This window comes from Caballeronia sp. AZ1_KS37, from assembly GCF_023631165.1.
GTDB classification, from domain to species: Bacteria; Pseudomonadota; Gammaproteobacteria; order Burkholderiales; family Burkholderiaceae; genus Caballeronia; species Caballeronia zhejiangensis.
Genome location: NZ_JALQDP010000041.1, coordinates 40,549 through 53,668, shown reverse-complemented (window position 1 = coordinate 53,668; position 13,120 = coordinate 40,549). Strand labels below are relative to the sequence as shown.

Below are 13,120 nucleotides of genomic sequence, written 5' to 3'. Positions count from 1 at the left end.
AGAACCGTCGACATAATGCGCAACCATGAAGACAGCCTCTATGAAATGCGCGACGTAACAAGTGCGGCTTGTCTCAGGACCGAACTTGGCGGAATGCGCGAAAGCGTCGATGCGGCGTTTTTGCTCGACACTCCTAGTGTCTACCAATGTGTACGCTCGCGGTATTCGACGGTCGAGAAATTCTTTTAATATTAAACTCGTAGACAAGAAAACTTACTTTCTTTGCAGCAAAGAAAGTGACCGCCGCCCCGCACAGGGGCAGTGCTAATAGACCAAAAAGAAAACGGGATCCGGCGAGAGAAAACCTCAAGCACTCGCAGCGCGCCCCACAGTACGATCCCCCTCAGAAGGCCGATAATTCAGCCGCATGGAAAGCTCGACCGCAGCGCCACATACCTTCGCGACAAGCCGCGCTTTCTCATCATCGGCGCCGATATCCGACCGCGGCACGGTCGCCGCCACCGCCGCGACGATCGCGCCGGAATGATCCCGCACGGGCGCAGTAACGACCGAAATCCCCCGCTCGAACGATGCTTCACTGAGCCCATACCCGAGCGAAGCACATTCTTCCACGCGTTCGTAAAGCTCCTCGATAGTCGCGGGCGTCCGCTCCGTATACTTCTCCAGTTGAGCCTCGGGATAAAGCGCCTTCAGCGCGGCCATCGACAAATCGCCCATCAGCACATGACCATGCACGGTCGCATGAGCAGGAAGACGCGTACCGACATGCACCTTCACCGAGCTGAACAGCGGCTCATGACTCTGCGCTTTCGCGACGAACACGACATCGCGCTGATCGCGGATCAGCAGATGCGTCGAAAGTCCGGTCGCATCGCGCAGACGTTCGAGAATCGGCGTGCCGAAATCGGTCAGCTCCAGCGAGTTGACGTACTCAAACCCAAGCCGCAGCACGGCGACGCCGAGCCGGAAACTACGATCGCCGTTCACGCGTTCGAGAAAGCCCAGCGCTTCGAGCGTTTGCAGCAGACGGAACGTCGTCGTGCGCGGAATGCCGATGCGCCGCGAGAGCTCCGGCGCGGCCAGCACCGGCTCGCGCGCCGAGAATTCGGCGAGGATGCGCAAGCCGCGTTCGAGGCCCGGCACGAGATAGCTGGAACCGCCGCCAGATGACGCGTCCTCATCCGTCGTGTCGAGAGTCTCCGCCTGAATGTCTTCCTGTTTGCTTCGTCGGGCCATGTTGGCTGTCGTTGTCGTCGTGCAATGGGCAATCATAGCGCGAGACCATGCATCGTCGGCTTTTGCCGCTCGTTATAACATGTTATATTGATTCCTTGGCGATACCTCACCGATGCTTTGACGATGAGTTTCGAAGCCACATTCTGGCTCTTTTGCACGGGCCTGGGCGCGAGCGCGGCGGGCGGCATGCTGGGCATGGCGAGCGGCCTGTTCATCGTGCCCATCCTGACGATGTTCTTCCATATCGACATGCACGCCGCCATCGGCACGAGCATCGTGTCGGTGATCGCGTGTTCCTGCGGCGGCGCGGCCGCGTTTCTGCGCGGCGGTCTGACGAACGTGCGGCTCGCCGTCGTACTCGAAACCGGCACGACGCTCGGCGCGCTGACGGGCGTGTTCGTCGCGGGCGTCGTACCGGTGGCCGCGCTCGATTTCCTCTTCGCGGGCGTGCTGCTGGTGTCGGCGTGGCAGATGTTCATCCGCCGCGAAGATCCGGCGGGCACGTCGAGGCCGATTCCATCGAACGGACTCGCCGCCGCGCTCGGCCTTCATTCCAGCTACCCCGACAGAACCTTGCGTCGCGACATCCCTTACGAAGTGCGCCGCGTGCCCGTCGGCCTCACGTTGATGTACGCGGCAGGACTCGTTTCCGCGCTGCTCGGCATCGGCAGCGGCATCCTGAAGATTCCGGCGATGGACAACGCATTGCGTCTGCCGATCAAGGTATCGACGGCGACGTCGAACTTCATGATCGGCGTCACGGCCGCCGCGAGCGCGAGCGCGTATTTTCTGCGCGGGGAGATCGTGAGCGCGATCGCGGGACCGGTCGCGCTCGGCTCGGTGATCGGCGCGATCGCGGGCGCGCGCGTGCTGATGAAAGTCCGCGGCGAGCGCCTGCGCCTGCTGTTTCTGTCGATGCTGCTGCTCGTCGCCTGTCAGATGTTCATGCAAGGCATCGGTATCGATCTGCTGCGATGAAGGACCTCACGCCGAAAACGCTCGATCGCCTGCTCGCCGGTTTTCTACAGTGCGGCACGTGGGCCGCGTGCGCGCTGATCGGCGCGGGTCTCTTCGCCGGCACGAAACTTCTGACGGCGGGCGTCGCGCTCTTCATCTTGCTGCCGGCGCTGCGCGTCGTGCTGATGCTCGCCGTGTTCGCGCGGCAACGCGATTTCCTCTACGCGACGATCGCCGCGACCGTGCTTCTCGTGATCGCGGCGGGCTGCGCGATCGGCATGCGTCTCGGGCCGCTCGCCGGTTGATGCACATCGCCACGAGCGCGCATCCAGCGGTTATTCTCCCTGACGGCAGTCGATGACATTCGCCGGTTTCCTCAGGAGAAACACGCATCATGTTCGATTCGACCGATGTGCTGATCGCCGGTGCGGGGCCCGTCGGCCTCATGCTGGCTGCCGAACTGCGCCGCGATGGCGTGAACGTGCGCATCATCGATGCACACGACGAGCGCGCGTTTTTCGTGAAGGCGCTGGGCGTCACGGCGCGCACGCTTGAGATTTTCGAGGATATCGGCATCGCGCGCGACGCGATCGATGCGGGCGTGTGGCTGACCGGCGCCGACACGTATCAGGACGGCGCGCCCGCGTTCAGCGCCGAAGTGCCGCGCGCCGGGCTGCCGTACGGCGCGCTCTCGCTCGCGCAGTTCGAGACGGAACGCATTCTCGAAGCGGCGCTCGCGCGCAACGGCGGGCACGTCGAATACGGGGCGACGCTCATCGATTTCAGCGAATCGGCCGATGCCATCGACGCATGCGTACAGGCCGCATGTGGCGAGAGCCGCACGGTTCGATGCCGCTGGCTCGTCGGCTGCGACGGCGCGCGCAGCACGGTGCGTCGTCACCTGAACGTCGCGTTCGAAGGAGATCAGTATCCGCAGACCTTCATGCTCGCCGATGTCGATGTCGACTGGAATCTGCCGCGCGGAAGGATGTATCGCTTCAATGTGTCGGGTGAGGACAGGGCCGCATCGACGACGCTCGCCGCGTTGCCGGTGCGCGGTTCGGTGCGTCGCTATCGTCTGTCGATGGTCCTGCTTCCCGACGATGCCGCCAGACACGCGCCGAACGCCACGCCCGCTTTCGACGAGATCGAGCGCATCATGCTGCCGGTCCTGCCGAAGGGCACGCGGCTTTCGTCGATGCGCTGGTCGTCGGTGTATCGCGTGAGTCACCGGATCGCGCAGCAGTATTCGCGCGGCCGCGTGTTTCTCGCAGGCGATGCGGCGCATATTCATCCGCCCGTCGGCGGGCAGGGCATGAACACGGGCTTGCAGGACGTCCACAATCTCGCGTGGAAACTCACGCTCGCGTCGCGCGGTCTCGCGAGTCAGACGCTGCTCGACAGTTACGAAGCGGAGCGGCGGCCAGTCGGGCTCGATGTCGTCGAATCGACGAGCCGCGCGCTGAACACGGTTCTCGCGCACGGCGAGATCAAGCCCGCGATGCGCGAGACGCAATTGCTGGTGAGTTATCGCGGCAGCAGCTCGATAGTTGCAGACGAAACCATCGACATGACGCCCGCATTGCCCGCGCCCGGCGATCGTGCACCGCAAGCCGGCGGTCTCGTGGAGGCGTTCATCGGTCATGCGCAGCGCTTGCACGATCATCTCGGACGCGGACGTCACACGCTCATCGGCTATATCGATGACGATGCCGATGGCGCACGCGTCGCCGCGTTCGCTGCAACGGTCGATGCGTGGCGCGCCGCACTCGGCACGGCGGCGAGCGCGGTGCTGATCGTGTCGCCGGACGTTGCGAAGGCGGCGTCGTTCGTGCCTGCGTGTGAAGCGTATCGGACGTTGAGCGACGAAGCGCGCGAATTCGCCGATGCCTTCGGCGCGAAGAACGGCATGGCGTGGGTCGTGCGGCCGGACGGACATATCGGTTATAGAAGCGCGCGTTGCTCGCCGGATGCGTTGATTGCATGGCTCGGACGCGTGCTCGGTTAGCGCCGGATTTCGATGACGTGCGCCTGAATCTTCCCGTCCGGATAGTCGGAGCCGAAGCGCGCGGCGATGGCTTGCGCGCATATCGATGTCGCTTCGTCCAGACTCGCGCCCGCACGCGATTCGATCTCGTTGCGCAACGGTGTGCCCTGGCAATAGGCGAGCGCGACCTCTTGCGCCGACGATGCGCGGCTGCGTCGCGTGACGGTTTCGAAACGCGGCATCGCGTCGAAGCCCGCCGATGCGAGATCGCGTGAAATCGCTCCGCGATCGAAGTAGCCGTGCGGCGTGCGCTTCATGAAAAGCGGCGGATCATCGGGAAAGAGATGGCCGAGTGCATCGGTGATCGTATTGGCAAACGCGTTCTCTTCGATGCGATCCCATATGTTAAAGAGCAGCGCGCCGCCCGGCCGCAGCACGCGACGCGCTTCTGCGAAAGCCGCGGGCTTGTCGGGAAAGAACATCGCGCCGAACTGACAGACGACGATATCGAAGCTTGCATCGTCGAAAGGCAACTGCAACGCGTTCGCCTGCCGCCATGTCACGGTGCGTCCGATGGGCGTCGTCGCGGCGCGATCGAGCATCGCCTGATTCAAATCGGTCGCGACGATATCGACATGAGCGGGCAATGCAAGCGCCATCGCGCGCGTGACGGCGCCGGTGCCCGCTGCCGTTTCCAGCACGCGCGATGGAGCGAGCGCCGCCGCGCGCGCTGCAAGATCTTCGGCGTAGGGCGCAAAGAGCATCGGCACGAGAAGCCGCTCGTAAAGCTCGGGAATCTGACCGGCGAACTGAACGTCCGTGCGAGGCATAGTCGTATTCATGCGCCGTCTCCGATCGATTATTCGCGTGAGGCCTCAAGTCTTTTCACTCTACGCTGCTTTATCGCCTTGGCGGAGATGGCTACATTTCATCCTGTCGCGCCGCTCTTGCAAAACGCAACGGCGCATCCGGGCATTAAATAACCTCTTCAAGGATTCCATCATGAGCAAACTCGCAGGCAAGGTCGCGGTCGTCACGGGCGCATCGAAAGGTATCGGAGCCGGGATTGCAAAGGCGCTCGCGGCAGAAGGCGCGTCGGTCGTCGTCAATTATGCGAGCAGCAAGGCGGGCGCGGATGCAGTCGTCGCGGAGATCACGGCATCGAACGGCAAGGCGATCGCCGTGGGCGGCGATGTGTCGAAAGCGGCCGATGCGCAGGGCATCGTGAATGCGGCGATCGAGACCTACGGACACCTCGATATCCTCGTGAACAACTCGGGCGTCTATGAATTCGCCGCGCTCGAAGAGATCACCGAAGAGCACTTTCATAGACAGTTCAATATCAACGTCCTCGGCACGCTGCTGACGACGCAAGCCGCCGCGAAACACCTCGGCGAAGGCGCGAGCATCATCAACGTGAGTTCGGTCGTGACGCGTATCACGCCGCCGACGAGCGCGGTCTACAGCGGCACCAAAGGCGCCGTCGATGCGATCACGGGCGTGCTCGCACGCGAGCTGGGCGCGCGCAAGATTCGCGTGAACTCGATCAATCCGGGTGTCGTCGTGACCGAAGGCACGCATAGCGCGGGCATCATCGATTCCGACTTCGACAAGGCCGCGCTCGCGCAAACGCCGCTCGGACGTCTCGGTCAGCCGGACGATATCGCATCGATCGCGGTGTTCCTCGCATCCGACGACGCGCGCTGGATGACCGGCGAAAGTCTCATTGCAAGCGGCGGCATGCGTTAAACACGAAGTGTATAGACGGGCGACGCCGGTTCCGTATCTGGCGTCGTTGAAAACCGCGCGGGAGAATGCATCGACATTATTTCCGCCGGAGTCCGTCGATGCCTCATACGCCGCAACTGTTCGCTTTCGCCCTGGTCGCGCTCGGCATGGCGCTCACGCCAGGGCCGAACATGGTCTATCTGATCTCGCGCTCGATCTGTCAGGGCCGCAGCGCAGGACTCATCTCGCTCGGCGGCGTCGCGCTCGGCTTCGTGGTCTACATGCTATTCGCGGCGTTCGGCATCACCGCGCTCCTCATCGCAATCCCGTTCGCCTATGACGCGTTGCGCTTCGGCGGCGCGCTCTATCTGCTCTATCTCGCGTGGCAGGCCGTGAAGCCCGGCGGACGCTCGCCGTTTCAGGTGCGCGATCTGCCGATCGACAGCCCGCGCAAGCTCTTCACGATGGGCTTCGTCACCAACCTGCTGAATCCGAAGATCGCGGTGCTGTATCTGTCGCTGTTGCCGCAGTTCATCGATCCTTCGCACGGCGGCGTGCTCGGCCAGTCGCTCGTGCTCGGCGTCGTGCAGATCATCCTCAGCATCACCGTCAATTCGATCGTCGCGATGACCGCCGGAACCATCGCGCTCTTTCTCGCGCGCAAGCCCGCATGGCTGCTGATCCAACGCTGGCTGATGGGCACCGTGCTCGCCGGCCTCGCGTTGAGAATGGCGACCGAAGCGCGCCGCTGATCCTTTCAGCCGGGTTGATCCGTATACACGCGTCCGAGCAGGTCGTCGTATTCGTCGCGACGCGCGGCGACGATCGCCCGCAGCATCCGGATGAACGCGTTGCCATCCTCGAAGTGCTGCACGAGCACGCGCGCCGTGCGCAGCGATATGAATTCGGTCATGGGTCGCGACGGCTCGTCGTCGATCCTGAAGCTGAACCGATGCACCTCCACGGACGATACTTCCGACGGTACTTCGTGGGAGAGGATGGTGGCCCGCATTTGCGCTTCCTTCATCGTTCTTGTTATCGGTCTCGGGCATTGGGACTTCGCGCGGTTTATGCGCAAGTCGCCCGGTTTTCGGGTCTTGGCATGCAGCAATGGACATGCCGTCGACCCCCTTCGCAACAGCGGCGCGAAGGGATGCGTTAAGTACACGATGAGCGCATGTGCGGTGTCCCACAATGAATCATCGACATGAGAAGCGGTGATTCCAGTGAATCAATCGAGCGGCCGACGCCCTAAGCTGGTCCTGTATCCGACGCGCACGATGACGCCTACGCCCGGAACCAGCGAGGACGACTTTCAAATTTACGCCTCGTACCGGGGCAGCAGCGCAAGCGGTTTTTTCGGCACGCTCAAGGTCGTGCGCAAAACCGACGGCAAGCTGCTGTTTCCATTCGACGGCGCCGACAGCATCGGTCCGTTTCCGTCGAAGGCGGCCGCGGTCGCCGCCGCGCTCGACCGAGGCGACGAGCTCGTGAAGGCCGACCTGGCGCGCCCGGAGTTGTGAACGTACGGTCGTGCCGCCTAAAGGGATTACTTTCGTACGATATTTGATTATGGTTTCCCCTGATCGTCGGCTCATTCTTCTGATGGACAATCTGCGCACAGCCTACGGGCATTCACACTGCCCGAAAGAGCAAGGGACGGTCATTAGATAAAAGAGAGAGGGCACGCCATGAACCAGCCTCAAGTCACCTATCGCGGCTTCGTCATCATGCCGATGGCCGCATTCGACGGCGGTCTCTACGCCGCGATGACGATCATCTCCGACACCGGAGGGCTCCAGCGCGCGACGGGCGTGCTTGGACATTTCGCGTCCGTCGAGGAAGCCCGTGCGTTCGCGCTCGTCGCGGGCAAGGACGAGGTGGACCGCCGTCTGTGGCATTCGGCAGCCGCCGCCTGAAACGATCGTTCGCATCGTTTCGAAACAAGTCGAGCGGGATCCCGCTCGTTCCTTCGACTGCGTCCGAAAGTCCGAAAATAACGGGTTTCGTACCTTGAACGCGCGTTTCGGACTGTCATACTGCAGGCATCCGTGCGTCTGTCCGTTATGGCTCGCGCACGATCTTTGCACCGGAAAAAGGCCGAACCGATGGCAACCGTCGTATACGTTTTCGAGGAAAGCAGAGGTGTACCGACCCACGAGCGCGACTTGCTGGAGATAGACTCCGCGGGTTTTCTCGTCGATATGAGCGCGGTCTTCGTCGAGCGCTGCAGTTGCACGATCGCCGCGGCTGCGCGCCCCGCGTTCCAGCGCGCGTTGCGACGGCTGCAGGCGGGCGACACGATGATCACGACGAGACTCTGGTGTCTCGGCAACAGCGTGCAGGACGTCGTCGCGACGATCGGCCTGCTGGAGCGGCGCGGCATCGCCACGATCTGTCTCGCGTACGGCAAGAGCGATCTGTGCTCGAAGGAAGGTCTCGCGTTCGTCGAGACGCTGCGGCTCGCGGAAGAGCTCGAGCGCGTCACGCGCCGCAGCCGCGCGCGCGAGGCGGCGAGCGCCGCCAAGGAGCGTGGCGTCGCGCAGGGCCGCCCGAGTTCGCTTTCTGAAGCGCAGCAACGTCAGGCGATGCTCGGTCTCGACGCCGGCCTCACCGTGACCGAGATCGCCCGCTCGCTCAACACGTCGCGGCAGACCATCATGCGCTTGCGCAACGCGCACGCCGCTCCGCCGCAAGAGCGCGCGGTGCACGCGGTCATCGAGGCTCCGGACGGACCCGAGCCGCTCGCCGCCAACGACGCGAAGTAGCGCGACGCACGGTTCGTCTCCGGGCGACGTTTCTCTCCCTGCGTGTCCTGACGCAGCGGCCGGTTTTATGCTTCCATGTCTGACGACGCGTGCCAAACGCGTCGAATTGAAACCCGCGCGCCGAATGGTCGCGTTGCGTACACTACAATCGATGCCTCAAGAGGCGCGCCGCGCGTCCCGCGCCGCGTTTTCATTACAACGACATGGCTCACGAGTGAACTCAAACAATATGCGCGGTGATCGGAAACAAGGGATGAACCCGGAGGATTCGGAGACATGACCAGCAGTCGATCGAAGGCGGCGGCATCCGAGAACTTCGAACCCTTGCCTTTCGCCGTAGTCGGCATGGGCGCGTCCGCGGGCGGCATCGAAGCATTGCTCAATTTCTTCGATAACGCGCCGGCCGAAATGGACATGGCGTTCGTGGTCATCGTGCATTTGCCGGCGGATCGCCTGAGCCGCGCCGATGAAGTCCTGCAACGCGTGACGGACATGCCGGTCATGCAGGTCTCCGCGACCACGGCCATCGAGAAGAATCATATCTATATCAACGCGCCCGACAAGCATCTGGAAATGTCGGAGGGTCATCTTCGTGCGGTGGATCGCGCGGCCAACGGCGCGCCCACGACCATCGACCACTTCTTCGCCACGCTCGCGTCGGCGCACGGCACGCGTTCGATCGGCATCGTGATGTCCGGCTCGGGCTCCGATGGCGCGGCGGGACTCTTGCGCATCAAGGAGATGGGCGGCATCACCGTCGCGCAGAAACCGGAAGACGCGCATTTCGCCGAAATGCCGCAACACGCGATCACCACGCGCCAGGTCGATTTCATCCTGCCGGCGGCGGAGATGCCCGAGAAGCTGCTGGATCTCTGGAACAACGCCAAGAAAATCCACCTGCCGATCGCCGAGGCCAACGAAGCGGCCGAGAAGGAAACGCCGCCCACGGCGGGCAGCGCCGAGCGCGCGCTGGGCGATATCCTCATGCAGCTGCGCGTTCGCACCGGACACGATTTCCGTCATTACAAACGCGCGACCATCCTGCGGCGCATCGAGCGGCGCATGCAGGTGAACGGGCTGCGCGATATCGGCGCATACCGCGATCATCTGCGCTCGAATCCGGACGAGACCACGTCGCTGCTCGCCGACATGCTGATCGGCGTGACGCAGTTCTTTCGCGATCGCGAGGCGTTCGACGCGCTGCGGCGCGATGTCGTGCCGCAGTTGCTCGACGCGACCAAGGGCGAGTCGCAGATACGCGTGTGGGTGCCCGGCTGCTCGACCGGCGAGGAAGCCTATTCGCTCGCGATCATGCTCGCGCAGGCGCGCGAAACCGCCGGTTTCGAGGCGACCTATCAGATCTTCGCCACCGATATCGACGAGCCCGCCATCGCGCAGGCGCGCAGCGGCTCCTATCTCGGCTCGATCGCGACCGATATCCCGTCTGAGCTTTTGCGCCGCTATTTCAAGCACGAAGGCGGACGCTACCAGATCGTCAAATCGGTGCGCGAGCGCATTCTGTTCGCCGCGCACAGCCTGCTGCGCGATCCGCCGTTTTCGCATCTCGATCTGATCTCCTGCCGCAACGTGCTGATCTATCTCGATCGCGCGGTGCAGCGGCAAGTGCTCGAGCTCTTTCACTTCGCGCTGCGGGCGGGCGGTTATCTCTTTCTCGGCACGGCCGAATCCGCCGATACCGCCGACGATCTTTTCACCATCGTGGACAAGAAGAGCCGCATCTATCGCGCGCGCACCGTGCTGAACCGCGTGAAGCCGCCGGTCTCGTTTCCTTCGCTCGGCCCCACGAACATCGGGCCGCGCGAAGAGCTGATGACGACCGCCGCGCCGGTGAGCATGGCCGCCGGGCCCGAAACGCCGGAGCGCCGCAGCTTCTCCTTCGCGGCGCTGCATCAGCGCGTGCTGGAAGAATATGCGCCGCCTAGCGTCGTTGTCGATCGCGATTCGAACATCGTGCATCTGTCCACGACGGCCGGGCGATTCCTGCGGCACGGCGGCGGCGAATTGTCCTCAAACATCATGGCGCTCGTGCTGCCCGAGTTGCGGCTCGACCTGCGCACGACGCTCTTTCGCGCGCATCAGACGGGCGGCAGCGTCGAGGCGCGGCGCGTCAAGCTGACTCAGGACGGCCGCGCCGTCTGGGTCAACATGACGGTGCGTCCATTTCATGACACCGGCGTGAACGCCGACTTTTTCCTCGTATTGTTCGACGAGGTGCAAGAGCACATGGCCGACGAAGGACTGCCCGAGCAACGCGGCCAGGATCCGCTCTTGTTGCAACTGGAACGCGAACTGCAGCACACGCGCGAGCAACTCGCGACGACGATCGAGCAGCATGAGACGACCGTCGAGGAACTGAAGGCGTCGAACGAGGAATTGCAGGCGATCAACGAAGAGCTGCGCTCGGCGACCGAAGAGCTCGAAAGCAGCAAGGAAGAACTGCAATCGGTGAACGAGGAACTGACCACGGTCAACGCCGAATTGCAGGCGCGCGTCGAGGACACGGCGAAGGCGAACGACGACCTGCAGAACATCATCGCGGCGACGGAAATCGCCACGGTGTTCGTCGACAAGCAGATTCGCGTCAAGCGCTTTACGACGAGCGCGACGCGCGTGTTCAAGCTGATCGACGTCGATATCGGCCGCTCGCTCTTCGACATCACGCATTCGCTGCGCTATTCCTCGCTCGCGGACGACGTGAAGCAGGCTTTCGATACGCTCAAGCTCATCGAGCGCGAAGTCGAGAGCCACGACGGCAAATGGTATCTGATGCGCCTCTTGCCGTACCGCACGGCCGATGACCGCATCGACGGCGCGGTGCTCACGCTCATCGACGTCACGGCGCGGCATGTGGCCGAAGAGACGGCGCGCATCGGCGAAGAGCGTCTGCGGCTCGTCGCGCAATCGACCGCCGACTACGCGATCATCGTGCAGGATCCGAACGGCACGATCGTCACCTGGAACGCGGGCGCGGAGCGCATCTTCGGCTTCTCGGAGAAGGAAGTCGTCGGGAGGAACATCTCGCTCATCTACTCGCCCGAAGACCGCGCGGCGAACGTGCCGGCGAACGAGCGCGAACTCGCGGAACGCGACGGACGCGCCGACGACGAACGCTGGCACATCACGCGCGACGAACGCCGCGTGTATTGCAGCGGCGTGGTGACGCCGATCTCCGATCCGTCGTTCACGGGTTACGCGAAGATCGCGCGCGATCTGACCGAGCGCAAAATGCGCGAGGACGCCAACCGCGAAGCGCTCGCGCACGAGCACGCCGAGCGCGAGAAGGCGTCGCTGTCGAACCAGTTGAAGGACGACTTCATCGCGATGCTGTCGCACGAACTCAAGCATCCGCTGAACCTCATCGGCATGAAGGCGGAAATCCTGCCGCGCCTGCCGGAAACGCGCGGTATCGAAGTGGTGCAGGAAACCGCCGATTCGATCCGCCGCGCGGTGCGCGGGCAGGCGCAGATCATCGACGATCTGCTGGATCTTTCGCGCGTTCGCACCGGCAAGCTCGCGCTGAGCATCGCGCCGGTGGATGTCGCGGGCGTACTCGCGCGCATCGCGGATGTCGCCGAAACGGAAGCCGTGCAACGTGGAATCGCGCTGCTCGCGAGCAATCGCGCGGAGCCGATCTACGCATTCGCCGATTCTGTGCGTTGCGAGCAGATTCTCTGGAACCTCGTTTCCAATGCGCTGAAATTCACGGATCGCGGCGGTTCCGTCGATCTGCGGATCGCGCGCGACGGCGGCATGGTGCGTATCGATGTCGTGGATACCGGGCAGGGCATCGAGGCGTCCGCTCTGCCGCATATCTTCGACATGTACCGGCAAGGCGGGCGCAATCCGACATCGTCCGGGCTCGGCATCGGCCTTGCACTCGCGAAGCAGCTCGTCGACATGCACGGCGGGCGCATCGAGGCGCGTTCCGATGGCCTCGGCCGCGGCACGACGGTCTCGGTCTGGCTGCCCGCCGCCGCGACGCAACAGGCCGTGCCGCCGCGCAGCGAGGACCGCGCGCGGCCCGTCAGCGGCGCGCGCCTTTTGCTCGTCGACAACGACGTCGAAGCGACCGCATCGTTCGCCGCGCTGCTCGAGCTCGAGCAGGCGTCGGTGCAGATTGCATCGAGCGCCGAGCAGGGTCTCGAACTGCTCGGCAAGGGTTCCGTGGATGCGGTGATATCGGATATCCAGTTGCCCGGCATCGACGGCTACACGTTCATCAGGCGCGTGCGCGCAGACACGACGCTCGCGGATGTGAAGGCGATCGCACTGACGGGGTTCGGCCGCGACGAGGATAAGCGCGCGGCGCGTCAGGCGGGCTTCGACGCGCATCTGACCAAGCCGGTTGATTTTTCGGAGCTGCTTCATACACTCGATGTATTGCTCGAGCCGGGGCGCGAGAAGGAGCGCGGCGGCTGAAGCACCGGCGCCGGTCCGCCGATTGCTTCCCAGATCAGACAGG

At 63.7% G+C, this 13,120-nt stretch carries 12 protein-coding genes; 9 read left to right on the top strand and 3 right to left on the bottom strand.

The window, feature by feature from the left end; genetic code table 11:
• Nucleotides 1–306: 306 nt before the first annotated feature.
• Entirely contained in the window at nt 307–1,197 is an 891-nt protein-coding gene (locus tag NCS00_RS28340) for an IclR family transcriptional regulator (RefSeq protein ID WP_008345979.1), read from the bottom strand.
• 123 nt (nt 1,198–1,320) lie between these two features.
• On the opposite strand from NCS00_RS28340, the gene NCS00_RS28335 reads away from it, so the two are divergent.
• From NCS00_RS28335 to NCS00_RS28325, 3 genes are all read left to right on the top strand, one after another.
• Nucleotides 1,321–2,175: a sulfite exporter TauE/SafE family protein gene (locus NCS00_RS28335; RefSeq protein WP_250441587.1), complete on the top strand. Its 855-nt coding sequence runs from the start codon at nt 1,321–1,323 to the stop codon at nt 2,173–2,175.
• Complete coding sequence (locus NCS00_RS28330; RefSeq protein ID WP_250437486.1) at nt 2,172–2,459, top strand: DUF1634 domain-containing protein; 288 nt, start codon at nt 2,172–2,174, stop codon at nt 2,457–2,459. The genes NCS00_RS28335 and NCS00_RS28330 overlap by 4 nt, the downstream gene beginning before the upstream one ends.
• 89 nt (nt 2,460–2,548) lie before the next feature.
• Nucleotides 2,549–4,162 carry an FAD-dependent monooxygenase gene (locus NCS00_RS28325; protein ID WP_250441586.1) on the top strand — a complete coding sequence of 538 codons (1,614 nt, stop codon included), beginning with the start codon at nt 2,549–2,551 and terminating at the stop codon, nt 4,160–4,162.
• Here NCS00_RS28325 and NCS00_RS28320 read toward each other — a convergent pair.
• On the bottom strand, nt 4,159–4,983 hold the full coding sequence (locus NCS00_RS28320; protein WP_008345972.1) for a class I SAM-dependent methyltransferase: 825 nt from the start codon (nt 4,981–4,983) through the stop codon (nt 4,159–4,161). The genes NCS00_RS28325 and NCS00_RS28320 overlap by 4 nt on opposite strands.
• Before the next feature lie 160 nt (nt 4,984–5,143).
• Here NCS00_RS28320 and NCS00_RS28315 point away from each other — a divergent pair, with 160 nt between their 5' ends.
• Together NCS00_RS28315 and NCS00_RS28310 are read left to right on the top strand one after the other, a co-directional pair.
• A complete protein-coding gene (locus NCS00_RS28315; RefSeq protein WP_250441585.1) occupies nt 5,144–5,890 on the top strand; it encodes a glucose 1-dehydrogenase in 747 nt (248 codons plus the stop codon).
• A 98-nt stretch (nt 5,891–5,988) separates the two neighbouring features.
• A complete protein-coding gene (locus tag NCS00_RS28310; protein WP_239295444.1) occupies nt 5,989–6,621 on the top strand; it encodes a LysE family translocator in 633 nt (210 codons plus the stop codon).
• Nucleotides 6,622–6,626: 5 nt separating this feature from the next.
• Here the strand turns inward: NCS00_RS28310 and NCS00_RS28305 are convergent, their stop codons facing one another.
• The gene (locus NCS00_RS28305) at nt 6,627–6,881 is read right to left on the bottom strand and encodes a hypothetical protein (RefSeq protein WP_250441584.1); all 255 of its coding nucleotides are present in this window, start codon (nt 6,879–6,881) and stop codon (nt 6,627–6,629) included.
• A 268-nt stretch (nt 6,882–7,149) separates the two neighbouring features.
• On the opposite strand from NCS00_RS28305, the gene NCS00_RS28300 reads away from it, so the two are divergent.
• The 4 genes from NCS00_RS28300 to NCS00_RS28285 all read left to right on the top strand — a co-directional run bounded on the left by NCS00_RS28300 (nt 7,150) and on the right by NCS00_RS28285 (nt 13,077).
• Nucleotides 7,150–7,392 (top strand): DUF6723 family protein, encoded by a 243-nt coding sequence (locus NCS00_RS28300; RefSeq protein WP_033536913.1) that lies wholly within the window; start codon nt 7,150–7,152, stop codon nt 7,390–7,392.
• A 168-nt stretch (nt 7,393–7,560) separates the two neighbouring features.
• Nucleotides 7,561–7,788 (top strand): hypothetical protein, encoded by a 228-nt coding sequence (locus tag NCS00_RS28295; RefSeq protein WP_034470053.1) that lies wholly within the window; start codon nt 7,561–7,563, stop codon nt 7,786–7,788.
• Between the two features lie 189 nt (nt 7,789–7,977).
• Complete coding sequence (locus NCS00_RS28290) at nt 7,978–8,637, top strand: recombinase family protein (RefSeq protein ID WP_051078960.1); 660 nt, start codon at nt 7,978–7,980, stop codon at nt 8,635–8,637.
• Nucleotides 8,638–8,913: 276 nt separating this feature from the next.
• The gene (locus NCS00_RS28285; RefSeq protein ID WP_250441583.1) at nt 8,914–13,077 is read left to right on the top strand and encodes a CheR family methyltransferase; all 4,164 of its coding nucleotides are present in this window, start codon (nt 8,914–8,916) and stop codon (nt 13,075–13,077) included.
• The last annotated feature ends 43 nt before the right edge of the window (nt 13,078–13,120 follow it).

What these genes read in the sequence shown, in the direction of transcription:
- NCS00_RS28340 (WP_008345979.1), bottom strand. Translation starts at nt 1,197, where the DNA reads ATGGCCCGACGAAGCAAACAGGAAGACATTCAGGCGGAGACTCTCGAC.
- NCS00_RS28335 (WP_250441587.1), top strand. Translation starts at nt 1,321, where the DNA reads ATGAGTTTCGAAGCCACATTCTGGCTCTTTTGCACGGGCCTGGGCGCG.
- NCS00_RS28330 (WP_250437486.1), top strand. Translation starts at nt 2,172, where the DNA reads ATGAAGGACCTCACGCCGAAAACGCTCGATCGCCTGCTCGCCGGTTTT.
- NCS00_RS28325 (WP_250441586.1), top strand. Translation starts at nt 2,549, where the DNA reads ATGTTCGATTCGACCGATGTGCTGATCGCCGGTGCGGGGCCCGTCGGC.
- NCS00_RS28320 (WP_008345972.1), bottom strand. Translation starts at nt 4,983, where the DNA reads ATGAATACGACTATGCCTCGCACGGACGTTCAGTTCGCCGGTCAGATT.
- NCS00_RS28315 (WP_250441585.1), top strand. Translation starts at nt 5,144, where the DNA reads ATGAGCAAACTCGCAGGCAAGGTCGCGGTCGTCACGGGCGCATCGAAA.
- NCS00_RS28310 (WP_239295444.1), top strand. Translation starts at nt 5,989, where the DNA reads ATGCCTCATACGCCGCAACTGTTCGCTTTCGCCCTGGTCGCGCTCGGC.
- NCS00_RS28305 (WP_250441584.1), bottom strand. Translation starts at nt 6,881, where the DNA reads ATGCGGGCCACCATCCTCTCCCACGAAGTACCGTCGGAAGTATCGTCC.
- NCS00_RS28300 (WP_033536913.1), top strand. Translation starts at nt 7,150, where the DNA reads ATGACGCCTACGCCCGGAACCAGCGAGGACGACTTTCAAATTTACGCC.
- NCS00_RS28295 (WP_034470053.1), top strand. Translation starts at nt 7,561, where the DNA reads ATGAACCAGCCTCAAGTCACCTATCGCGGCTTCGTCATCATGCCGATG.
- NCS00_RS28290 (WP_051078960.1), top strand. Translation starts at nt 7,978, where the DNA reads ATGGCAACCGTCGTATACGTTTTCGAGGAAAGCAGAGGTGTACCGACC.
- NCS00_RS28285 (WP_250441583.1), top strand. Translation starts at nt 8,914, where the DNA reads ATGACCAGCAGTCGATCGAAGGCGGCGGCATCCGAGAACTTCGAACCC.